Consider the following 24,377-nt stretch of genomic DNA (forward strand, 5'->3'; position numbering starts at 1 on the left):
CGATGAAGAGATTTAAATATACCATTATACTTATGCCGTTGCTGGGCATGCTCCTGCTGTCCTGTGACAAGTTCCTGGATGTGAACACGGACGAAACCCTCAAAGGCGACGCCACCATGCAGGAGCTGCTGCCTACCGCGCAGTTTTATACGGCAGAAGCCAGTTTTCAGCAAGCTTACGTGGCCTGCCAGTATGCGCAGCAGCTGGGCAGCGCGCTCGGTGCGAATGGCATTGACACCTATGCGGAAACGGACAACACGCTCGGCTGGTCGAACCTCTATCTGTATGCGTTGCCGCAGCTGAATGCAATCATTGAAAAGGGGCAGGAGGAAGGGGCGTCCGCTTATGTGGGCATTGCCAAGGTGCTCACCGCCTATAACCTGGGCATTGCTACCGTAAACTGGGAGAATGTGCCCTATTCGCAGGCAGATCAAAAGAACTTTTCCCCTGCATATGATACGCAGGAGCAGGTGTATGCGACCATCGTGCGGCTGCTCGACGAGGCCAATACCGAACTCACCGGCAACACGGGCGCAAAGCCCGGCACCGACGACCTCATTTACCAGGGCGACATGGCGGAATGGATACGGCTGGCGCATTCGCTGCGCGCCCGTTACGTGTGGCACGGTTCGCTGCGCAACCCGCAGCAGGCCGCCCAAAGCGCATTGGCATCACTGGAAAAGGGTATGAAGGGTAATGAGGACGATTTTCAGCTGCAATACAATTCCAAAAACCTAAGCCCGTGGTACAGCAAAGTGGCCATTCCGAACACGACGGGCAACCTGTCAGTCACTTTCACCAACACGATCGTGGACCTCATGAACGGCACCACCCAGGGCGTGGCCGATCCGCGGCTTTCGAAGGTGATCGGCTTGAAAAATAACCAGACGGTTTATTCCGGCGTCGTACCGGGCTCTGGCAGTGGCTCCACGGTCGATTTGAACAGCAAAGCCTGGCATTCCAATATCAATTCGCCGTTGGTGATGATGAGCTATTCGGAGCTGAAAGGCATCGAAGCGGAGGCGAGAATGGTGCTGAGCGGCGCTGCCACCGGCACTTCGGCGGAGGGCTATGCGGCTTATCAGGCAATGATTTCTTCCAATATGAAAAAGGTAGGCGTGGCCGATGCGGACATCGATGCATTTCTCAAAGATGCGAAGATCAATGTGGGTGCATCCAAACTGACGGCGAAGCATATTATCACGGAGAAATTCAAATCCATGCTGCTGAACGGGGATATCTGGACGGACATCCGCAAATACAACTACCTCGACTTCCCGATGCCGACCAATGCCAATCCCGATCTCCAGGGCAAGCGCATCCAGCGCATGAAATACCCTGATTCGGAGATTACCCGCAATTCCAAAACCGTGCTGGCCAACCAGAAAGACCCGGAAGTGGCAATGTGGCTGATTTCGAAGTAATCCATTCTCAAATAGAAAAATTATGAAACTGTTTTTGAAATATATCATTACCTGCCTGGCCGCCGCCTGCCTGCTGACGAGCTGCTACGACGAACCCGACCTGTTCGACGACCTGCTCGTGAGCAACGGCAAAGTGGCGCAGATAGCCGTGGTATGGCTCGGGGATGCGAAAGTGTACAATGCGGCCGGCGTTCTGCAAACAACTACCACCGTAGATTCGCTGAGCACGGTGAATGTCAATATCGAATACACGTCGGAGGTGGGCGTGAAGGAATTCAGGGTCTATTCCGCACCCACGGCTACCGGTGCGCAAACGCTCCTGGCGACCGTGCCGGCCGGTGCGCAGAAGTACGATGCCGAGCTTCGCAACTACGTGATGAAAGTACCGGTAACGGCCCCCAAAGGTAAAAACGTGACGTCGGTGATATTCGCGGAAGTGGTGGCGGACAATTCGCTGGCCTCGTCGCAGAAGACTGCGACGCTGAAAACGAAGCCCTGATCGGGAGGGGATATGCAACGTTCGGCGTGTATTTGCGTACAGTTTCAGAGTTTTACCAACTCCTCATTTATATTTGAGGTCAAAAGCTTTGAATGTTGCCGATGCGTCCGTTTTTAAATTGCATATCCCTGACCCGTTGTTTATTGATCATCACCCTGGCCTGGCTCTTGTGTACACGTGTGCAGGCGCAGCAGGCGGCCACGGTGACGCTTACAGGAAAGGTTACCGACGAGAAAACGGGTAAGCCGCTGCCTTTTGCCAATGTTTTTATCAATAATACGACCATCGGGACCAATTCCGACGAAAATGGAAACTACCGCTTGCCGAACCTGGCCATAGGGAGCCTCGAAATGGTCGTCTCCTTCCTGGGGTACGAAACAGTGAAGCAAACACTCCGTTTCGAGCAGCCGGGTGTGAAAACGGTGTTGTTCAAATTACGGGAAGGGCAGGAGCTGAAAGGCGTGACGATCGTAGCGAAAAAGAACAAGAAGCGGGAGAAGAATCTCAAAATCATCAGCCGGGAGTTGCTTGGAAACAGTAGATTCAGCAAGCTCTGCAAGATCACGAACCCCGAGGTACTGCGGATATCGGAGGACGACGACGGCCACCTCGGCGCACAGACCACCCAGCCGCTTATAATCGAGAACTTTGCGTTGGGCTACCGCATTCACCAGGACCTCGACGATTTTGATTATTACAATGGCAGAGTTATCTACGGCGGCGCAACACGGTTTGAATTACTCGAACCGAAGGACGATGCGCAGCGCAAGCTCTGGCGCGCCAACCAGAAGGAGGCTTACAAAGGCTCGCTGAAACATTTGCTGACGAGCATGGTCGCCGATAGTTTGCAGGAGCAGGGTTTCAAGGTATACCAGGTGATTCCAGATTCGCTGCGGATTTTTAAATCGGTGCGGAGCGTGAACGGGTATAATTCGCTTGCCAACCACCTTCATAACCGCATAGAGGCCGTGCGCGGAATGCGGCTTGTGCGGCCGGGCGAATTGCCGACGGAACGTTTGGTGGTGTCCCTTACGCAGCTGGAAGTTTTCAATATGAATAAAAGGAGCCGCTCGCCTTACTCGGATATGCCTTACGCATACACCCAGATCACATTTCCCAACGGGTACATGGTTATCACACCGCAGGGCTGGGTAGTCATGCCGATGGGCTTCGAGATGGCCGGCGACCTGGGCAACAACCGTTTCTCCAACCTTCTTCCCGCCGACTGGAAACGCGACGAGTGACATTTGCAGGAATTTTTTGGAGATGGTATGTATTTGCCGTCTCCTTTTCTTAATTTCGAAATATCCTGATTCTGTCATTTTATTGCACCTGACTAATGTTCGTTAAGCGATTACTCCCGGTATTGGCAGGAGCCGCCCTGCTCTTCTCTTGTAAAAACGAATTGAAAACCTTCACCGAGCTGCCCGCCGGTGACACGGGCATCCGCTTCGCTAATCGCATTACCGAAAACGACACGATGAATATTCTTTCGTTCGAATATGTCTACAATGGCGGTGGCGTGGCGCTGGGCGATTTCAACAACGATAGCCTGCCGGACGTGTACTTTACGGGAAATACGTCGCCGAACAAGCTCTATCTGAATAAGGGTGATTTCAAATTCGAGGACGTGACGGCCAAAGCCGGGGTCGCACCGGAAAACAAATGGTCGACCGGGGTGGCGCTGGTGGACATTAACAATGATAACCTGCTCGACATATATGTATGTGCGTCGGTGCGCAAGGTGGCGCGCGAGCGGGAGAATCTGCTGTATGTAAACCAGGGCCTCGACGCGAACAAGGTGCCGGTGTTCAGGGAAATGGGTAAGGAGTACGGCATCGCCGACACGACGCACACGACCAATGCCGCGTTTTTTGACTACGACAATGACGGCGACCTGGATCTGTTCCTGATTGTCAATGAAATGGATGACAACAACTTCCCGAACAAATACCACAAAAAGATCGTCGACGGCACTTCCCGGCGCACCGACCGGCTCTACCGGAACGACTGGGATGCGAAGCTTAACCATCCCGTTTTTACCAATGTTTCCAAAGAAGCAGGCATCCTGATCGAAGGTTACAGCCTGGGAATCAATGTGACGGACGTCAACCAGGACGGCTGGAAGGACGTTTACATCACAAACGACTACCTGACCAACGACCTGCTTTACATCAACAATGGCAACGGCACATTCACCGAGCGCGCGCCGGCAACTTTCAAGCACACCTCACATTCGGCAATGGGCAATGACGTGGCCGATTTGAACAATGACGGCCTGGTGGATATTGTGGCCGTGGATATGATGCCTGCGACCAACCGCCGCAAAAAGATGATGACCCCGGCCAACAGCTACGTCAATTACCAGAACAATGAACTGTTCGGCTACCAATACCAGGTTGCACGAAATACCTTGCAACTGAATTTGGGAAGCCCCGATCCCAAAGTTAAATCACCCGTTTTCAGCGAAATAGGGCTGTTGAGCGGCATTGCGGAAACGGATTGGAGCTGGACGCCGATGGTGACCGACTTCGACAACGACGGCTTCCGCGATATTATCATTACCAACGGCTTCCCGCGCGACATTACCGACCTCGACTTCGTCGCTTACCGCAGCAGGGTCGAGAACATTGTCGCCCCGATGATGATGCGGGATTACATTCCGAGCGTCAGACTGCGGAATTTTGTATTTAAAAACAAAGGCGACCTGACATTCGAAGACGTGACGACGGACTGGGGCATTGAAACTGCCGGTTTTTCCAACGGCGCGGCTTACGCCGACCTTGACAACGACGGTGACCTGGACTACGTCGTGAACCGGATCAACGACTCGGCGATGGTATACCGGAACAACAGCATCCAGCTCAGGCCGCAGGAAAGCAACTATTTGCGAATTGCGTTTAAGGGTGACCGTTATAATCGCCAGGGCCTTGGGGCCATTGCGGAAATCACTTACGCGGACGGTAAAAAACAGGTAGCCGAAAACTCACCTTACCGAGGTTACTTGTCGACCGTGGAGCCGTACCTGCATTTCGGATTGGGCAAAGATCAGCTCGTAAAGGAGGTGAAAGTAACCTGGCCGGGAGGTAAAGTGCAGGTTTTAAATAATATAAAAGTCAATCAGGTGCTGACGATCCACGAAAAGAATGCCGTGGATATGCCTGCGCCGATTGTTACACCCCCAAACACGCTTTTTACAGACATCACCGACCAGCTGAATGTGCCATACCGGCATGAGGAAACGGATATTATCGATTTTAACGTGCAAAAACTGTTACCGCATAAAATGTCGCAATATGGGCCGGGCCTGGCTGCGGGGGATGTGAATGGGGATGGTTTAGACGACATTTTCGTGGGCGGTGCCTTTCAGCATAAGGGACGGTTTCTGTTGCAGCAGCCCGGCGGGAAATTCAGGGTCGCTGATTTGCTGCCGGGGCCGGAAGGGCTGGAAAAGGCAACGGAAGATATGGGTGTGCTGCTTTTCGATGCGGATCGGGATAAGGACCTCGACCTGTATATCGTGAGTGGAAGTTACGAGTTACAGGAAGGTTCGGCTGCATTACGTAATGTGTTGTATATCAATGACGGGAAGGGGCGTTTTGCGCCGGATAGCGCTGCGTTGCCGGCATTTCTGGTGAATGGATCGTGTGTGAAGGCGGTAGATTACGACCGGGACGGGGACCTGGATCTCTTTGTAGGCGGCAGGGTGGAGTCGGGCAAATATCCCAAGCCTGTCTCGAGCTACATTTTACGGAACGATAGCGGGAATGGAACCGTGCGTTTTTCTAATGTAACCAACGCCGTTGCGCCGGAGCTGGCGGGCATAGGGCTGGTATGCGACGCGCTTTGGACGGATTACGACAACGATGGCTGGGCGGACCTGCTGCTGGCCGGCGAATGGATGCCGCTTACCTTCCTGAAAAACGACAAGGGGAAATTCAAGAAGGCAGTGTCAGGCCTGGAAGCACAGAAAGGATGGTGGGGAAGCCTCGCGGCCGGAGATTTCGATAACGACGGGGACATGGATTATATCGGCGGAAATCTTGGTCGGAATACCCTCGCACGTGCGTCTGAGGGCAGGCCCGTGAGTATGTATGCGAAGGATTTCAACAACGACGGCTATTTCGACGCCATCCCGACCGTGTATTACCGGGCGCAGGACGATACGTACAAGGAATTTCCCTACAACACCCGCGACGATATGGGCAAGCAGGTGATCCAGGTCCGGCAGCGTTTTCAGGAGTACAGCAAGTTCGCAGAATCGGGTTTAAATGATATTTTGAAACCCGAGGAATTGAAAGACGCGTTGCATTTGCAGGCTACGTGGATGAAAAGCAGCTATATCGAAAATCTCGGCGGCGGCAAATTCGTGATGCATGAACTGCCTATTCAGGCACAGTTTGCGCCACTGTTCGGCATGATCGCAGACGATTTCGACCAGGATGGCAACCTCGATCTGTTATTGGCGGGCAACGATTACGGCTCCGAAGTGTCGGTAGGCCGGTATGACGCAAGCTACGGCCTGGTGCTGCAAGGCGACGGGAAGGGCCGTTTCAAGCCTTTGCGGATTGCTGAGAGCGGTTATATGGCCAATGGTAATATGAAAGGCCTGGTAAAACTTGCTGCGCAGGGTGATAAATGCATGACAGCGACGTCGCAGAACCGTGATGTAATGCGCTTTCACACTTCCGCTAAACCCGCCAGAAAACTGGAACTGACCGCCGGCGAAACGGCGGTGGTACTGCATTTCAAGGATGGCAAATCGAGGCGGGAAGAACCCGGCTACGGCTCTTCATTCCTGTCGCAATCCAGTCACGCGCTGTTTCTGCCGCCTTATGTAACTTCCGCCACGATCACAGATTCCAAGGGCGTACGAAGGGAAATCAGGTAAGTATTTCGGGTCAAATTTCGCGACGGCGGCTTGTATGTTATTTTGACATCGACAAGCCGCCGTATTTTGTTGTTAGAAATATGAATATTTTAATTTTTGAGCGTAATGGAGGGGTTTTTGAATATTAATATTTAAGTTAATTATATAAATATTAATCGTTTAAGCTTGTGCCGGGCCGTAGCGGCTATTTCAGATATTTTATCTGATCGTACATAATCTGTATGTCCCGTTAAGTAACCTTTTATTTACTATAAATGCCTGATTAATTGATATTTGTGTGCTTGACACTTAATTTTTATCAAATTAAAATGCGATTAAAATTGGTTTTAATTTCCCCGGTTTTCTTGGAAAAAGTCAATGAAATAATCTTGATATAGCTGGAAAAATACAATTAAATATTCATTTGAATATATTTTGTAAATATTAGATTATTTAATGATTTCAAATCAATATTTTTGGGAGCATAATTATATTAACCTGACTAAATACGATGAAACAAAACTACCTTCACCTGGGAAGCAGGCTGTTGTGTTGCGTGCTTCTATTCCTCTCCTCCTACATTGCCTCCGCTCAGGATATTACCATTACCGGAAAGGTAATGGATGAGCAGTCGGGGTCCGCGTTACCGGGTGCGTCCGTGACATTAAAGGGCTCGACGACGATCGGGGTTACGACGGATGCAGACGGGAAATATTCGATTAAAGTGCCTTCCAGCTCACAAACGCTGGTATTTTCATTTATCGGCTACACGGCCAAGGACGTGGCGATCGGCAACCGTACGGTGATCGATGTGTCGATGACGAGCGACGTCAGCGCCCTGGAAGAGGTGATTGTGACGGGTTACGGCTCTCAATCGCGGCGGGATATTACCGGCTCGGTAACTACCGTGAATGCCAAAGACTTGCAGTCCGTTCCCGCTACCACATTCGCACAGCAGCTGCAAGGCCGTGCATCGGGTCTGAACATCGTGAACGACGCGACGCCCGGCGGTAATGCAACGGTACGTATACGGGGATTCGGTACGATCGGGAACAATGACCCGCTGTTTATTATCGACGGCGTTCCTACCGAGAACCAGGGGAACCTCAACCCGAACGATATCGAGACGATCCAGATCCTGAAAGACGCGTCTTCGGCCTCCATTTATGGTTCACGCGCGGCCAACGGGGTGGTGATCATCACGACGAAGCGCGGCAAGATCGGCAAGCCGGTGATTTCGTTCAATGCATACTATGGTTCGCAAAAAGCATACAAGGAAGTAGAGGCGCTGAATGCCGAAGAGCTGGGTAAATACCTCTATCTCGCCGATAAATATGCCGGTAAAACACCTTCGCACGGTCAATACACATTCGGCCCGAATGGCGAAGTAACCCTGCCGGACTACGTTTTCCCAAGCAAAGGAAAAGAAGGTACGCCGGATGTAGACCCAGCCCGCTACTCGCTCGTGCCGGGTAATATTTATGCCATTACCAAAGCCGCCGATACCAACTGGTGGCGCGAACTGACAACAACAGCACCCATTCAAAATTACCAGCTATCCGCAACAGGCGGTACAGAAAACAGTCGCTACGCATTGTCGGTGGGCTATTTCAGCCAGGATGGTGTCGTGAAATTCATCGGCTACGACCGCTACACCGTTCGGGCGAACACAGAGTTCTCAACTGCCAACAAACGTTTCAGGGTAGGCGAGAACCTGGCTGTTTCGTTCGATAACCGGAAGGGCGGTTTCGGGAACAACCAGGAACAGAATGCGGTTTCCGGTAGCTACAAACACCACCCATTGCTGCCGGTTTACGATATCAAAGGCAACTTTGCCGGTTCACGCGGGGCTAACCTGGGTAACAACTCCAACCCTTACGCCACCCTGTACCGCGAAAAAGATAACCGGACCTACCGGCTGCGTGCATTCGGTAATGTTTACGGCGAGTTCGACATTATCCCGAATTTGACGGTCAAAACCAGTCTCGGTATCGACGGCGTGAGCCAGAGAGGCCGGTATATCGGTCGCGCTAACCCGGAATACGTGGAAGGTAGCTTCAACAACGGTTCGACATCCACCGATTACTATTCTTACCAATGGGTTTGGACGAATACACTGAGCTACTCGCGCAACTTCGGTACCAACCACAAAGTGGATGCTTATGTGGGTATCGAGGCGATCCGGGAGTTTGCCGAGGAATTCGGTGCAAGCCGCTCCGGGTACGCATTTGAAATCCCTTCCATTATCAACTACCTGAACCTCGGTGACGCGACCAAAGCGACGAACTACGGCGGCGTGAACCGCGATTACAGCTTGTATTCGCAGTTTGGGAAAGTCAACTATGCTTATGCGGACAAATATTTGTTCCAATTTATCCTTCGCAACGACGCATCTTCCCGCTTCCAGCAGGCTTCCCGCAACGCGGTGTTCCCCGCATTCAGCTTGGGATGGCGCTTGTCGGATGAGAATTTTATGAAATCGGTGAGCTTTATCAATGATATGAAGCTGCGCTACGGATGGGGTAAGACGGGTAACCAGAAAATCGGGGACTACAATGCCTACACTACCTATCGTGCGGACATTTTCCACGCCGGTTATCCAATCGACGGCTCCGGAAGCCAGCCGACCATCGGTTATGACGCCTCTTCTTTCGGTAACCCGAATGCGAAATGGGAAACGACGACTTCCAATAACATCGGTCTCGACGCGACATTCCTGAACGACGCATTGACCCTCGAACTCGACTTCTGGAACCGCAAAACGACCGATATGCTCTTCTCGACACCGATCACTTTCACAGCCGGTGATGCGAGCGCGCCTTCGTTCAACGTAGGCCAGATGACCAACAAGGGTATCGACCTCGGCATTTCGTACCGGAACACCGCGCTGAAAGGCGAGCTGCGCTATGGTGCCTCTTTCAACTACTCGATGTACCGCAACACGGTGGATAAGCTCGACGAAAGTGAAAATACCAAATACTTTGGCGCAGGCTCACGCGTTCCTGCCGTTACGCTCACGCAGGCGGGGCTGCCGATTTCGTCCTACTATGGCTATAAAGTGCTGGGAATCTTCCAGTCCGACGAGGAGGCCAAAGCCTGGGCACCATATGGTTCTTACAACAAAGCGGGTAAATTCAAAATCGCCGACGTGAACAATGACGGTAAAATCACCGACGACGACCGGACGGTAATCGGTAACCCGCACCCCGATTTTGTATATGGTGTAAACGTGAATATAGGCTACAAGGCATTTGACCTGACGGTGTTCGGTAATGGCGTGGTGGGTAACGAAATATTCAGCTACCTGCGCTATTTCACGGATTTCAACACATTCCAGGGTAACCGCGCGAAACGTGCCTTGTACGACGCATGGCAGCCTGATCACAAAGAAGGAACTGTACCCATTATGGATGCGGACGACCAGATCAGCAGCCGTCCATCGAGCTATTTTGTTGAAAAAGGCACTTATTTCCGTCTGAAAAACGTGCAGCTCACTTACTCGCTTCCCAAAGCGGCAGCCGCGAAAATCGGTTTCAGCAATGCGCAGATTTATGTGCAGGGCCAGAACATGTTCACGGTCACGAAATACAGCGGTTTGAACCCTGAAATCCAGACAGGTGAAGACCGCACGTTAGGCTTCGACGGTGGTTATATGCCCGTTTCGCGGACATTCCTGCTGGGCCTCAACGTATCATTCTGACACCGGTTTTTTTCATTGATCTTAACTATTCAAGCTATATGAATGCAAGAATCTTAAAATACATGCTTTCGGTGGGGCTGGCGATCGGGATAGTCTCCGCTTGTAAGGACGAATTTCTGAGTCGTGATCCGCAGGGACAATACAGCCCGACAGCCCTGAAAACTCCGGCGGGTGTGGAAGGCCTGCTCGTAGGTGCCTACGCGATGATCGACGGCCAGGGCCTCGATGGCCAGGACTCGTGGAACAACGACATCCAGAGCTGGGTGTTCGGCGGCCTCGCTTCCGACGACTCATATAAAGGAACTGACGCAGGTGACCAGCCGGAGCAGTCGTTCATCGAGAAATGGGACTTTCAGCCGACCAACGGCCACATTCGCAACAAATGGCGCGGATTGTACAAAGGCATTGCCCGAACCAACGACGTCATCAACACGCTGTCCGAAGTGAAAGAAGTGAGCGACGCCCGCAGAAAGCAGATTATTGCCGAAGCACGGTTCCTGCGCGGATTATTCCACTTTGAAGCGAAAAAAATGTGGAAAACGATCCCGTACATCGACGAGACGATTTACAAACTCGACGACCTCGAATCCACCAAAATACCGAACGACAAGGATGCCTGGCCGATGATCGAAGCCGATTTTAAAGCGGCTTCCGAAGGCTTGCCCGAAGCACAGTCACAGGTGGGCCGGCCGACCAAATGGGCCGCGTTGGCGTTTTTGGCCAAAACCTACATGTACCAGGGCTGGAATATCTCGACGGGCGCCGCCAACGTAGCTGTGTTACAAAAAGCGAAACCTGTTTTGGAACAGATCGTGGCATCGGGCAAATTTACGCTGGCCCCTAAATTCGAGGATAACTTCCTGATTGCTACCCGTAACAATGCCGAGTCCATCTTCGAGATTCAGTACGCGGTTTCCAGCGCATCCGGCGACGCGGCCGACGCGGGCGTAGGTCTGGCGCACCCATACATCGACCCCTGGGGCTGCTGCGGGTTTTACCAGCCATCCCAAAACCTGGTTAATGCATTCAAAACCAGCGCAGCAGGTCTGCCGCTGCTCGATACATTCAATGACAGCGACGTGAAAAACGACCAGGGCTTGAAGTATACCGACCCGTTTGAGCCTTACACCGGTACCCTCGATCCGCGTTTGGACCAAACCGTCGGCCGCCGCGGGATTTTGTTCAAGGACTTCAAAATCCACGGCAGCGACTTCATCCGCGACCAGACGTATGCAGGGCCTTATTCGCCTAAAAAACACATTTCCGAAAAAGCAGGATTTGGTATTAACGGATGGGGTAACCTTTCCAGCAACAACTACCGCATTATGCGTTATGGAATGGTGCTGCTATGGCTCGCCGAATGCGAAGTGGAGCTCGGCAACCTCGAAAATGCCCGGAAACTCGTGAACCAGATCCGTACCCGTGCCATGAACCCGGCCGGTTTTGTGAAAAAAGCGGTACAAGGTTCGAAATCGCGGGATGATTTTACCGTCATGAACGAGCCTGCGGCCAATTATTTGATCAAAATCTACGACCAGGCGTGGACCAATGCCGCCACCGCACGTAAAGCGGTGCGTTTCGAAAGCCGTTTGGAGTTTGCGATGGAAGGCCACCGGTTCTTCGATTTGCAGCGCTGGGGCATTGCCGCCGAGACGCTGAATGCTTATGTCGCGGTAGAATCCAACAAAAGAGTTTACAAGAAAGGCGCTGTCTTCACCAAGGGTAAAAACGAATTTTTTCCGATCCCGCAGGAAGCCATCGACCGTTCGTACAAAGCAGGGGCTGCCACCCTCACGCAGGACCCTGCCTATAAATGATTTGGTTAAAGCCAGTATTTGTTAAGCGTTTGTAATCAGAAAAGCCCCGGCGGTTGCGCAGGGGCTTTCTTATTTGCGATGAAGATGGTTTCTAGCTCACGCTGATGTCGTGCGAAGGTCTTTCGGCACCGGGAATAATGGGCAAAATGAGTTGCAGAATGCCATTGGTATACTCGGCGCGGATATTTTCGGTATCCACACTGTCGTCGATCATGAATGTTCTTTCAAACGACGTCTTATCGAATTCGTGACGGATCCAGTTGCGTTTCTCTCCGAGATCGTCTTTCACCTCGTAGGAGATGCTCAATTCGAAGCCTTTCACTTTGACATTGAAATCTTCTTTGTTGCGATCGGGCGCGAAGATGAGCATTTCGTAATGGCCGTCGTTTTTGACGATATTCACCGGCACGCGGTATCCGCCGCGGTGCTGGCCGAAATCCCGGCCGTGGAACTCGTGTCGCATTCCGAAGCCGCGATGTCCGAATCTGTTATTGCACATGGTATTAACTGGTTTTTAGTTGGAAGATGAATTAAATCTTTTGCGGGCCGTACCGGAACGGGTCGGTCAGATATTCCCTGTCCTGGTTGCCCGAAAGGTGACTGGGGTAACCATTATACGAATGGTAGTGCCTCCATAGGCGGTAACGGCGCCTTCCGGCGAATAGTCTGAAAATCAATCCGATAAATAGAAAGAAAAACAGCGCTTTGAAGATCAGGAACGGCAGTGCGAACAGCAGTAACCCTCCCAGGACGGCCGCCCCGATTGCTTTTAAGATGACGATGAACATGGTTTTGTCTATTTGGATGAATGAAATGTGCGCCCTATTGCGCTTACAATCATGCAGACGTGCAGGTTGAAAAAATACTTTAAAATTCGGGAGGTTTTCTCCATCGGTTACGCATTTCCTGGCGAAAGCGCCGTCTTTCCTCGTCGGTCATTTTCATCCATTTCGCTTTCCAGGCCAATGCCTCCTCGCGCGCCTCGCGCCCGAAGCGGCGGTTGAACCGGCGCCATTTGGGATGATGATGGTGGTGGCCAGGCCCTCTGAACCCTCCAAACAGTATTTTGCACAAAACAAACAGCCCTACCGCCTGCCAATAGCTAATGGGATTGAAGTTGGCGGCGGCGGGCAGAATGGCGTTCCAAAGCCATTGCACAATCGCTCCCAGGGCCAGCGCTGCGATCACAGCGAAAACCGGCAGCGCAAGCCGAAATCTCCTACCTCTGTTTTGCGGGTCCATCATGGTGAACAAATTTAATAATTTACAAACTCCCGGTACACGTTTTCGAGCCGCTCGCGCAGATGGCGCACGGCGTAGCGTTTGCGGGAAATCAAGGTTTTAATATTCTCCCCGGTCCGATCGGCGATTTCCTGGAAAGTCTGGTCTTCGAGTTCGTTCCAAATAAATACCTGCCGCTGATTTTCGGGAAGCTCGTCCAATGCAAGGTTCAGCTGCTCCCAGAAAAGGTCTTTCAGGTAAGCGGTTTCCGGCGTACTGCCGTCGGCCAGCAGGATGTCCTTGAAATGAAACTCGCCGTCTTCGTCCTCATACCCGTAATCTTCCAGCGAATCGGGCTTTTGCTTCCGGTACTTGTCGATGATCCGGTTACGGGCCACGCGGAACAGCCAGCTGCTCATCTGCTCGATCGCCTCAATTTCTGGCACAGTGCTGAGCTGGTACCATACATCCTGCAAAATATCTTCCGCATCCTCATCGGTATTCACACGCTGACGGATGAACCCCAGCAGCTGCTTGCCATAGGATGTGACGGTTTGGATGATATTTGGCTTTTTCTGCGACAAACGGGCTTTGTAACGGGTTCTGGGATTGCAGACGTGCAGGGGGAGCGGATTACTTTATTTTCTGATAAAATTTTTTGCCCCGAAGGCGAATGAGCACGAAGTCAACGCATTCGGGGTTGTTCACGTCTTCGTGGCAATAATCGTCAATATGACAATAATTAGCTTTAATATTTAAAAAGTACAAATATGTCGAATTGTACTTTTCTAATTCGACTGGCAGATTTCAAACGAAGTGCTGTACTTTTTCTAGAAACATATAATTATTTCAATATTTATACATCATTGAAAAAAGAACTTTGACTCGTCTAAATCGCTCCTATTGACTTTAAATCACAATGTTGGGTACCTTTGTAATGTCCAAAGAGCAGAAATGAAAAATACAGACTGCTTGAAGAGCTTGATCAGGCAAATGCCTGAAAAGTACAAATTGGTAACATTGAATCAGACATTAAACATTAGAAATAAAATGAAAAAAACTATCTTGGCAATCGCAGTTCTGGTGGGAGTATCAGCTGCTAACTTTTCAATCGCTGCCGATAAAGTAAAAGAAAACAACGCAGCTTCTATCGAGCTCGTTTCTGGCGCGGAATTGAAATTTAAATTGTCCCTCGAAAGCGTTAAAGAAAGATCTTCACTGGTTATCAAAGATTTCACAGGAACAGTTGTGTACAGCACTTCAATTCCTAAGTCTGAAAACTACACGAAAATTTTCGACCTGTCGAACCTGGCTGACGGAAATTACAGCTTCGTAATCAACAATGGCAGCGAAATCACTACAAAGCCATTCGCGATCTCAACGGAAACAAAACGTCAGGTAACAGCAGTTATCAAATAATACAGCCTGCTGATTTGGCACTAAAAAAAGGCAGTCCGGATATTCCGGGCTGCCTTTTGCTATTTTGTTATGGCCGGTTAGTAAGCCAAAACCTTCTTTTCATTGCTGCTTTGGAATGCGAGGTCGATCACCCGGCAGGTCCTGAGTACTTCCTCCGGCTTCACGGCCAGCTCGGCGCCGTTCACGATGGCGTCGTATACATTCTGGTAAAATGGCGCGTAATCGCCGGCTTCGCTTTCGACAATGCCGGTAAACTCGGGGCTGTATAACTTACCCCAGCGGTCTTCCGGCTCCACGCCCCAAGGCTGTTCGGTAGGTAGGATGTTTTTTCGCAAAGTTTCCTCCTGCGGGTCGAGCCCGCCCTTGATGAACGAGCCCTTCGTGCCGTGCAGCACGTAACGGAGCTGGTTTTCGTACACCATCAGGCTGGATTTGACGATCACCGACTTGTCTTTATAGCCCAGGCGAATATCGAAATAATCGTCGATTTCGCTGTTCGGGCGAACAATGCGGATGTCCGCGGTTACCGTTTCCGGCTCGCCGAAGAGCACCAGCGCCTGGTCGATCAGGTGGGGACCGAGGTTATAGACGTTTCCGCCAACCGGTACCGCCCGCTCTTTCCAGGAGCCGGCCACAGCCTCGCGGTAGCGGTCGTAACGGCATTCGTACTCGATAATATCGCCGATTTTACCCTCGGATAGCAGCTTTTGAATCGTCAGGAAGTCGGAATCCCAGCGGCGGTTTTGGTAGGCGGTCAATACCAGGCCTTTTTCTTTGGCTAGCGCCACCAGCTGGCGCGCCTCTTCTTCGGTAGCGGAAAACGGCTTTTCGATCACGACATGCTTGCCGTTTTCGAGGGCGTCCATTGCGTACTGGAAATGCGTATCGTTGGGCGTGCAAATGAACACGAGGTCGATGGCCTCGTCGCTCAGCAGTTCCTCGACCGACCGCGCATTGCCGATGGTCGGATCAAACTCCTGGGCTTCGTTTTTGGACCTTTCGACCACCGTTTTAATCTTGAAATTAGGATTGGTGCTCAGGAACGGCGAGTGAAAATACCGCCCCGACAAACCGAAGCCGATTAAACCGACATTGAGAATTTTTGAAGGCATAGTTTTGAATTGGTATGAAAAGGTTGAGAGGATATCTCGATCATGCTTGCAAAGTTAATTTTACATTTAGATTGACAAAGGAAAAACTCTGCTATGGCAATGCAAACGCCACATACCTATCCCCTGACTTCGTATTCAACTTTCCGCCGCCGCAGGCTATGACGACATATTGCCTGCCATTCACTGAGTAGGTGCTCGCCGAGGCGTACCCTGCAGCGGGTAATGCGGCCTCCCACAGGATTTTACCGGTTTCCTTGTCGAATGCGCGGAACTGCTCGTCGCGACTGGCAGCGATGAAAATCAGCCCGCTGGCTGTTACCAATGGGCCACCATAATTGTCGGTGCCCGTGGGCGGGATGCCCTTGGCGGTGAGCTCCTTGTATTCCCCGAGCGGTACCTGCCATTTTCGTTGGCCGGTATTGAGATCAACGGCGGTTAATGTGCCCCAGGGCGGCTGACTGACCGGGTAACCAGCGCGGTCGTACCAGCGGTTGTAGCCCGTGTGCTGGTAAGGAAGCTGCGTTTTAGCATTTATGGTAATGCTTTCGTTGCGTCCCTGATTGGTGAGAAATGCGATGATGGATTTTTTTTCGGCGTCCGAAATGTGCGCAAACGACGGCATCATGCCCCGGCCATTCTGTAAAATCGTTTCGATCTGTGCTGGTTTCAGGCGCTTTTCCAGGTTGGCGAGCGAAGGGTAGGAGCCGTCGTGGTTGCCCATTTTGTCGGCGCCGTGGCAGGCTGCGCAATGCAGTTGATAAAGCTGAGCACCTGTAACGCCCGCGCTGCTCTTGGGAATATCCTTTTTTACCAATGAAGTATAAACGGGTATTTCCTTGGCCGGAACGTACATGATGCCCTCCGGGTCCGTCGCCGCGCCGCCCCACTGTGCGCCGCCGTCGGTTCCGGGGTAGAAAATGGTCATGCTGGACGTGATGGGAATGTAGGCGCTGCCGGTTTTCGCTTTGGCAAGCAATCCCACCAACGAGTCGCGGTCGGCGACGAAGGAATTGAAATCCGTGGCGTTGAATGTCTGCCGGGTAAACGGAACGGGCAGGGTAGGGATCGGCTGGGTGGCACTTACCTGCTCACCTCCGATTGCCGGGAAATGAAATGCGGTTTCTTTGATCGGGAAGAGCGGCTTGCCCGTCGCACGGTCGAGCACGAACACGTAGCCCTGCTTGGTCACCTGCACGACGGCGTCCACGCGCTTGCCCTTATGCGTGACCGTCACGAGGTTGGGCGGGCAGGGCGGATCGCGGTCCCAGATGTCGTGGTGAACGAGCTGGTAATGCCACAGGCGTTTGCCGGTAGCGGCGTCGAGGGCGAGGAGGCAGTTGGCGAAAAGATTGCTACCCGGGCGATTTCCGCCATAAAAATCATAAGCCGCAGAGCCCGTCGGAATGTAGACGATCCCCCGCGAGCGGTCGATCGCCATGCCGGCCCATGCGTTGGCACCACCGAAGTTTTCGCGTGCATTGGCCGGCCACGTTTCCGCGCCGAATTCGCCTTTGGCCGGGATCGTCCGGAAAGTCCAAACCAGTTTTCCCGTACGCACGTCATAGGCGCGCACGTCGCCTAGTAGCGCGGTTTCGGATTCGTTCACGCGTGCGCCCGTGATGAGCAGGTTCTTGTAAATGGTATTCGGCGTGTTGGATGTCACATAATCGTCTGAGCCCGGGCGTTCGATGCCGTTTTTCAGGTTAATGCGGCCGTTTTCTCCGAATGTAGGGACCAATGAACCATCGGTCGCATTGAACGCATGCATGTATTTTCCCGCGCCAAAAAAGATGCGTTTCTCTCTGCCATCCGACCAATAGGTGACGCCGCGGCTCAACGTGCCGCCATTGTCCTGCAAATTTGTTTTCCATATCTCCCGACCAGTCGCAGCGTCCACCGCGAAAGCCTGTATCCCGGCCGAAACGCCATATAGAATCCCGTCGACGACAATCGGGTTGCATTGCATTTGCGTGCGGTTGCGGACCGTGTCGGCGCCGCCCGACGCATATGTCCAGGCGACTTTGAGCTGCGCTACATTATCCCTTGTGATCTGGTTCAATGCCGAATAATGGCTGCGCGAACCATCGCCGTTGTATTCGGGCCAGTTTTGGTCAGCCGGCTGCGTGACGAGCGCGAAACCGCACAATGCGGCCAGCGAGCCCGACAGGAGAATGGGTATCAGTTTCATGGAATGCGGTTATCAAGCGGCTGCCCAGAGTTCTTTCAGTTTTGCCAGATCGCGTTTCATCGCGTCGAACACTACCTTTTTGTCCACGCTAATCTGAAATGCGCCCTGATCCGCGCCGCCAAGCGGATATTCGAGGTGAAGGCAGATCGGGACGTCCACCTGCAAGTCTTTCAGCAGTTTGAAATAGGTTTTAAAATCCACCATACCTTCCCCCAACGGCACACTTTTCACCACCCATTTACCTGCATTGTTTTTCTCCCAATAAAAATCCTTGATGACGATCGTCTTGATATGGGGCCGGATCAGGTTGAAGCCGGTCTGCCACGACAGCCCGCCTTCGACGGTCGCGTGGCGGATGTCGTACTGCGCGCCCATCGTTTTTGGATTGGCTTTTTGCAAAATCTGCCAGATCTCGAACATAGAGGCGCCCACCATCCGGCCCGAATGGTTCTGGTAGCAGCCGTAAATGCCCAGTTTCTCATTCAGCTGGCTCAATCCGGCCATTTTTGTGCTGAATTCACCGAGTTGTCCGGGAATAGCTGTTTGTTCGTTATAGCGGTACCAGTTCATCCGGTAGTATTTGAAACCGAGTTTCGCGGCCGTTTCGAGCAGCTTTTTGTCGACGGGGTTGTTCGCGTCTTCCACGGCCGTACAGAACATTTGCGGCGCCATACCTACCTTTTTCATCGCCTCCACGGCCAGCGGGAGATCGGTCTCCACTTTTTCGGGTAATACGTGGCCTTTGGGACGAACTGTAAGGTCGATGCCGTCGAAACCGAGCTCTTTGGCTACTTCGGCCATGTCCTGGTAGTTCAGGAATTGCAGGTGTTTGGAAAATATATTGACTTTCAGGTCCGCTGCCGCCGGGCGTGCCAGTGCTTCCCCGGCCAGCGAGGGGATGATGCTGCCGGCGACGGCGCTGTTAATCAGAAAATCTCTGCGGTTCATATGGTTCAGGATTTGGAAATGATGAAACTGTGTTTGCTTTTTGGTTTCAATGTCTTGGCTGTGAGTACAATGCGGGTGACGGGGCTGCCGTCCCATTTGGTTTTGAAACTGCTGTACTCCATGCCTTCGGTGGAGGGGAGCTCCGTGGCTACCGTCCAGGCCTTTGGATCATAAGTGAGCGATACCGTTTTTTTACCGGCAGTGGTGAGGATGATTTTGCCGGGCGTGCCGGTATCGACCTGGCACACGGTCATAAATATCTGCTGTAAAGAATCGGGCTTCTGTTTCAATGCGAAGTCGTCGGCGATTTCGATGGTATTTTTGACTTTGTTCAGCTTCACAATGCGGTTCCAGTTGAGCACGCCGGCCTGCTGCGGGTATGCGGGCGCGATGTCCATCGCGAGCGATACTTCTTTGTCCGAAGCATTGCTTTTTACATTTCGTGCATTGAACTGCTTGCCCGCCGGCTGGCCGAGGCCGTTGATAACAGGCAGGTTATGGTACTGCGACTGCGTAAACCAGAGTTCGTAGCGCTTCGACGAAAACGTTCGCGCCGTATAGTTGCCGCGCCCCGCATCGACGATGACCGGCTCTCCATCGGCATACACGATGAAATCGCCCACGTCATTATGGTTATGGCTTTCCGCATTGTGCCCGGCGTGCGTGGCCAGGTACAGGCCATTCGACGACCGTGCCGTGAGCACTTCAATGTCCGACAGCCATGCATTCGGCACCGGTTTGTAAGTTTTGTTCTTGTCGGCTTTCAATTCCGCGGTACCGAGCAGGTTCCATACTTTGCGCGGCCGCTGGTAGCCGTTGCCGCCCGTCACGGCCCCAAACTGGCCGTACGCCCATTCGCCGAATGCGGCCAGTTCGGGGTCTTCCACGGCTTTCCCGAAGCGGTAGAGCATTAGTCCGTCCGGTTTCAGTTTCGGATCGGCGTCGGCGAAGTTGACGAAATAGTCGTTTGCGATATGTACTTTATATACATAGGCCGCCATCTTGTGGATCAGGTCTTCGTCGTAAATATTCACTTTCCCGTTGGTGGCGCTTTCGAGGATCGCGAGGGCATCATATGCGCTCGCACCGGCGGCAAACCAGTAGCTCGGCCCTTCGTCGCAGCCGCCGTCGTCGCCCAGGCTATTGAAATACCGGTCGAGAAAGACGGTGTACTGATAGGCATTATCAGCGCGTTTTTTGGCGTCGTTTTCGAGCAGCAGGTCAGCGATGAGCAGGTTGGATACGATCCACGGGTTCCAGTTATTCACCGGGTTTGTGGTGCTCAGCCAGCCGTAACGAGTCGGTTGTCTGAGCGGTTCGAAGATTTTTTTATTGGTTTCAAAATAAATGCGCGGACGGATGAGCGGTGAGATTTTGGCTAATTTTTCCCCCATAAAATAATCGGTCAGCGCCAGTACCGCGGCCGTTTCGGCCCCGAAAAGGTCTACCGTCGGGTCTTCTACGTCGGGCAGGCCGTTTTTGGCGCGCTGAGCACTCAAATGCGCCGGCACGCCCCAATACGTTTCCTCACAAATGGCCCATACCGAATTGAGAATGGCTTCCGTAAACCGGTCTTTACCTTCCATGCTTTCGGCGAGGACGAGGTTCATGAGCTGGTTGCGACGCCCAAACGACGCTGCCGCGTGCCGTTCGCGGTCGCCGCTGCGGGTAAAATCGAGCAGCAGGCTTGCGGTTACCAATGGTATGGGCTTTTCGAGGGCTTCTTCGCCGGCTTTAATGATTTTTGCCAGCTCCGCCGGGTCGGTTTTGGCGCGCCATGCTTCGGGTGTTTTCGGATAAGGCGCCCATTGTCCGTGCGGCAAGAGGGCTTCGCTAAATGCGGCCTGACTGTATTTTTTGGCTAAAAGGTTACGCTGGGTGACTTGCGCATGCGCCTGCACGGAAAACAGCAGAGCGAGCGCCATCAGAAATCGGACCATAAGGCTGTGGTTTAGGAAGTTGAATGCGGTTTTAATATAAGACTCCAATATCCAGTAGAATCACTGACTTCGGCCTTTAATTTAAATTCAATCAGGATAATTTTTTGAAAAAATATGAATACCGAATGTCTCAACCGCCGCGACTTCCTGAAAGCCGGTGCCGTCATTTCTTCGTTCATGATCGTGCCGCGTCATGTGCTCGGCCGGGGTTACCAGGCGCCCAGCGACATGCTCGCACTGGGCTTTATCGGCTGCGGCCGGCAGAGCGGCGGGCTGCGCAACCGCTTTCTGGATACGCAGGAAACGCGCATCGTGGCGGCGTCGGATGTGTACGCATTGAAACTGGACGCTTTCGTGCATGCGACCAACAAATGGTACGCCGAAAAACTCGGCCAGGGCACCTATAAGGCCGCGACAGGCATTCAGGATTTCCGCGAATTGCTCAATCGCAAGGATATCGACGCCGTGGTGATTGCCGCGCCCGACCATTGGCATGCGGCTATGGCCGTACGGGCAGCGGAGGCGGGTAAGGATATTTATTGTGAAAAACCACTTTCATTAACTGTTAAAGAGGGAAGGGCGATGGTGAATGCCGCCCGGAACCATAACCGGGTGTTCCAGACGGGCAGCATGCAGCGCTCGGCGCCGGAATTTACCAAAGCGGTGCAGCTCGTCCGGAGCGGGGCGATCGGCACGGTGAAGCAGGTGTATGTCAATGTAGGCGGCCCGCCGAAAGTGTGGGATTTACAAGGCGAAACCAAGCCCGACGGCCTCGACTGGGAGGCCTGGATGGGTCCGAACATGACCGAGCGGCCATATAACAACGAGCTCGCGCCGGCCATGAATGCGACATTCTGGCCTAAATGGCGGGATTATGCCGAGTTCGGCGGCGGCGGTATGACCGACTGGGGCGCGCATATGTTCGATATTGCGCAATGGGGGCTGGGGATGGACGCCAGCGGGCCTTCGGAACTGATCTATTCCGAACCGGGGAAAGGTTTGGTATACAAATACGCCAATGGCGTGGAGGTGGTCCACCGGCCGATGGAAGGGAAGCAGCATTGTCATTTCGTGGGTACCGATGGAGAAGTGTTCGTAGCCCGTGGTGAACTGAGAACGACCCCGGAACCCTTGAAAGACAAGACATTCAACGCCGGCGACGCGGGCGTGTACGTGAGCACAAACCATTATAAAGACTTCCTGAATGCCATCCGTACCCGCAAGCCGCCTATTTGCGACGTGGAAACGGGGCACCGCACCGCTTCGGTATGTAATATCGGGAATATCGCGTACGGCTTGGGGCGTTCGTTGCAGTGGGACCCGCAAAAGGAGCAATTCAAGGGCGATAAAAAAGCGAACGAGCTGCTCGGGCGTGCCATGCGGAAGGAGTGGAAAGTATGACGCCCGCGAGGGCATAAAATTGTCACGGGTTTGTCCAAATTGTGTATTTTTGTAACATGATTGGACAGCCCACGGTTATTCGTTTTAAGGAACTCGACGAGCTTGGAAGTGTTTCCGAAGCGCTCCTGAGGCTAGGCGCCGAAACACCTGTCTGGCTGTTTGAGGGCCACATGGGCGCCGGTAAAACGACGCTGATCAAAGCATTATGTAACCATCTCGGGGTCACGACCCACGTGCAAAGCCCCACATTTTCCCTGGTGAACGAGTACGACGCGGGCGGGAAAACAATCTATCATTTTGATTTTTACAGGATTAAGGACGAAACAGAAGCCCTGGACATGGGTGTGGAGGAGTATTTCGATTCGGGGGATTTCTGCTTTGTCGAATGGCCGGGGAAGGTAGAAAACCTTTGGCCGCTGAATTACATGCAGCTCTATCTGGAAGCGGATGAAAGTGGCATGAGAATATTGGAAGTCACCAAGGTATAAGAGGTCACATTTAGTCAGTTTAGTTTCACACTTCATTTTGCCAGTCAATGCCACAACCTCAGATTACCGGTTTTGAAGCGCTCGCCAAGCAGTCGGTGCTGTACCCCCAGGAATCATTAATGGCGGTCCGAAAGGACCAGAATTCGTTGCATATAGGCTTGCCGAAGGAAGTTTCGTTGCAGGAAAACCGCATTGCGCTTACCCCCGACGCCGTGGCGATCCTCGTCAGGAACGGGCATGAGGTATGGGTGGAAAAGGATGCCGGCAAAGGTGCCAACCTGTCCGACCACGAGTACAGCGAAGCGGGTGCGAAGATCGTGCATAGCCCGGAAGAAGTGTACCAGGCCAATGTGATCCTGAAAGTGGAGCCCCTCGTGGAAGAAGAGTTCGGTTATGTGAAAGCCGGCACTACGCTGATCTCCGCGCTGAATCTGCCCGCTTTGGAAAAACAGTATTTTGAAAAACTCAATGACCTTAAAATAACCGGTATCGGCTACGAGCTCATCGAGGATAAGGTGGGCGGCAAGCCCATTATCCGCGCCATGGGCGAAATCGCCGGGAGTACCGTGCTGCTCATCGCCGCAGAATACCTTTCGACGCCCAATGGCGGCCGGGGCGTGATCCTGGGCGGCATTACCGGCGTGCCGCCGACGAAAATCGTGATCCTGGGCGCAGGTACCGTGGCTGAGTTCGCCACGCGCGCGGCACTGAGCCTGGGCGCCGACGTGAAGGTTTTTGATAAACACATTTATCGTCTCCAGCGCTTGAAATACTCGATCGGGCAGAACCTGTACACCTCCATCATCGATTCGGAAACGCTGGGCGAGGCCATCGGCCGGGCCGACGTGGTGATCGGTACCATGCGCGCCGAAAATGGCCTGAGCCCGATGGTGGTGACACGTGAAATGGTGTCGCAGATGAAGCCGGGCTCGGTGATCATCGACGTGAGCATCGATCAGGGCGGGTCGTTCGAAACGTCGCGCATGACGACGCACAAGAACCCCACATTCAAATATAACGAGGTGATCCATTATTGTGTCCCCAACATTCCCTCACGCGTGGCGCACACGGCGAGCACGGCGCTCAGCAATGTGTTTTTGCCGTTTTTATTGCAAACCGGCAATATTGGCGGCATCGAGGAAATGATTTATGCCAATCGTTGGTTTATGAAAGGAGTGTATTGCCACAAAGGCACGCTCACCAACTCCCACATCGCCAGAAGCTTTAACATGAGGTATAAGGATCTCACATTATTGCTCGCAGCGAGGATGTAAGGAGCTATAAGCTTTAAGCCTTAGGCTGTAAGCTTGATGTATTTTTTTTATTAAAATTTATCTGTGCTAGTTGCGC

18 protein-coding genes are annotated in these 24,377 nt (G+C 52.6%); 10 read left to right on the forward strand and 8 right to left on the reverse strand.

Going from position 1 to position 24,377, the window contains the following annotated elements; genetic code table 11:
* Window positions 1-2: 2 nt before the first annotated feature.
* The 6 genes from H144_RS0112135 to H144_RS0112165 all read left to right on the forward strand — a co-directional run bounded on the left by H144_RS0112135 (window position 3) and on the right by H144_RS0112165 (window position 12,310).
* Window positions 3-1,424 (forward strand): SusD/RagB family nutrient-binding outer membrane lipoprotein, encoded by a 1,422-nt coding sequence (locus H144_RS0112135; RefSeq protein ID WP_157504641.1) that lies wholly within the window; start codon window positions 3-5, stop codon window positions 1,422-1,424.
* A 22-nt stretch (window positions 1,425-1,446) separates the two neighbouring features.
* Window positions 1,447-1,923 (forward strand): hypothetical protein, encoded by a 477-nt coding sequence (locus H144_RS0112140; RefSeq protein WP_019942337.1) that lies wholly within the window; start codon window positions 1,447-1,449, stop codon window positions 1,921-1,923.
* Between the two features lie 143 nt (window positions 1,924-2,066).
* Entirely contained in the window at window positions 2,067-3,167 is a 1,101-nt protein-coding gene (locus H144_RS0112145) for a carboxypeptidase-like regulatory domain-containing protein (RefSeq protein ID WP_019942338.1), read from the forward strand.
* Between the two features lie 95 nt (window positions 3,168-3,262).
* On the forward strand, window positions 3,263-6,814 hold the full coding sequence (locus H144_RS0112150) for a VCBS repeat-containing protein (protein WP_019942339.1): 3,552 nt from the start codon (window positions 3,263-3,265) through the stop codon (window positions 6,812-6,814).
* 490 nt (window positions 6,815-7,304) lie between these two features.
* Window positions 7,305-10,493, forward strand: a complete 3,189-nt coding sequence (locus tag H144_RS0112160; RefSeq protein ID WP_019942341.1) for a SusC/RagA family TonB-linked outer membrane protein — start codon at window positions 7,305-7,307, stop codon at window positions 10,491-10,493.
* A gap of 38 nt (window positions 10,494-10,531) precedes the next feature.
* The gene (locus H144_RS0112165) at window positions 10,532-12,310 is read left to right on the forward strand and encodes a RagB/SusD family nutrient uptake outer membrane protein (protein WP_019942342.1); all 1,779 of its coding nucleotides are present in this window, start codon (window positions 10,532-10,534) and stop codon (window positions 12,308-12,310) included.
* A 91-nt stretch (window positions 12,311-12,401) separates the two neighbouring features.
* Here the strand turns inward: H144_RS0112165 and H144_RS0112170 are convergent, their stop codons facing one another.
* From H144_RS0112170 to H144_RS0112185, 4 genes are all read right to left on the reverse strand, one after another.
* On the reverse strand, window positions 12,402-12,809 hold the full coding sequence (locus H144_RS0112170; protein ID WP_019942343.1) for an Hsp20/alpha crystallin family protein: 408 nt from the start codon (window positions 12,807-12,809) through the stop codon (window positions 12,402-12,404).
* Window positions 12,810-12,840: 31 nt separating this feature from the next.
* A complete protein-coding gene (locus H144_RS0112175) occupies window positions 12,841-13,098 on the reverse strand; it encodes a hypothetical protein (protein ID WP_019942344.1) in 258 nt (85 codons plus the stop codon).
* Between the two features lie 79 nt (window positions 13,099-13,177).
* Window positions 13,178-13,555 (reverse strand): hypothetical protein, encoded by a 378-nt coding sequence (locus H144_RS0112180; RefSeq protein WP_019942345.1) that lies wholly within the window; start codon window positions 13,553-13,555, stop codon window positions 13,178-13,180.
* An 11-nt stretch (window positions 13,556-13,566) separates the two neighbouring features.
* A complete protein-coding gene (locus H144_RS0112185) occupies window positions 13,567-14,115 on the reverse strand; it encodes an RNA polymerase sigma factor (RefSeq protein WP_019942346.1) in 549 nt (182 codons plus the stop codon).
* A 466-nt stretch (window positions 14,116-14,581) separates the two neighbouring features.
* Here H144_RS0112185 and H144_RS31750 point away from each other — a divergent pair, with 466 nt between their 5' ends.
* Window positions 14,582-14,950, forward strand: coding sequence for a T9SS type A sorting domain-containing protein (locus H144_RS31750; RefSeq protein WP_033402605.1), 369 nt, complete (start codon window positions 14,582-14,584; stop codon window positions 14,948-14,950).
* Window positions 14,951-15,027: 77 nt separating this feature from the next.
* On the opposite strand, the gene H144_RS0112200 is transcribed toward H144_RS31750, so the two are convergent.
* From H144_RS0112200 to H144_RS0112215, 4 genes are all read right to left on the reverse strand, one after another.
* Complete coding sequence (locus H144_RS0112200; RefSeq protein WP_019942349.1) at window positions 15,028-16,062, reverse strand: Gfo/Idh/MocA family oxidoreductase; 1,035 nt, start codon at window positions 16,060-16,062, stop codon at window positions 15,028-15,030.
* A 91-nt stretch (window positions 16,063-16,153) separates the two neighbouring features.
* Window positions 16,154-18,250 carry an outer membrane protein assembly factor BamB family protein gene (locus H144_RS0112205; RefSeq protein ID WP_019942350.1) on the reverse strand — a complete coding sequence of 699 codons (2,097 nt, stop codon included), beginning with the start codon at window positions 18,248-18,250 and terminating at the stop codon, window positions 16,154-16,156.
* A gap of 12 nt (window positions 18,251-18,262) precedes the next feature.
* Window positions 18,263-19,198, reverse strand: a complete 936-nt coding sequence (locus H144_RS0112210; protein ID WP_019942351.1) for a sugar phosphate isomerase/epimerase family protein — start codon at window positions 19,196-19,198, stop codon at window positions 18,263-18,265.
* Window positions 19,199-19,203: 5 nt separating this feature from the next.
* The gene (locus H144_RS0112215; RefSeq protein ID WP_033402609.1) at window positions 19,204-21,138 is read right to left on the reverse strand and encodes a heparinase II/III domain-containing protein; all 1,935 of its coding nucleotides are present in this window, start codon (window positions 21,136-21,138) and stop codon (window positions 19,204-19,206) included.
* 114 nt (window positions 21,139-21,252) lie between these two features.
* Between H144_RS0112215 and H144_RS0112220 the strand changes: the two genes are divergently transcribed.
* Genes H144_RS0112220 through H144_RS0112230 form a run of 3 tightly spaced genes read left to right on the forward strand, consistent with a single transcriptional unit; the run spans window position 21,253 to window position 24,301 of the window.
* Window positions 21,253-22,539: a Gfo/Idh/MocA family protein gene (locus H144_RS0112220; RefSeq protein ID WP_019942353.1), complete on the forward strand. Its 1,287-nt coding sequence runs from the start codon at window positions 21,253-21,255 to the stop codon at window positions 22,537-22,539.
* Window positions 22,540-22,595: 56 nt separating this feature from the next.
* Window positions 22,596-23,027, forward strand: a complete 432-nt coding sequence (gene tsaE / locus H144_RS0112225) for a tRNA (adenosine(37)-N6)-threonylcarbamoyltransferase complex ATPase subunit type 1 TsaE (RefSeq protein WP_019942354.1) — start codon at window positions 22,596-22,598, stop codon at window positions 23,025-23,027.
* Between the two features lie 47 nt (window positions 23,028-23,074).
* The gene (locus H144_RS0112230; RefSeq protein ID WP_019942355.1) at window positions 23,075-24,301 is read left to right on the forward strand and encodes an alanine dehydrogenase; all 1,227 of its coding nucleotides are present in this window, start codon (window positions 23,075-23,077) and stop codon (window positions 24,299-24,301) included.
* Window positions 24,302-24,377: the final 76 nt, after the last annotated feature.

The organism is Dyadobacter beijingensis DSM 21582, assembly GCF_000382205.1.
Lineage (GTDB): Bacteria > Bacteroidota > Bacteroidia > Cytophagales > Spirosomataceae > Dyadobacter > Dyadobacter beijingensis.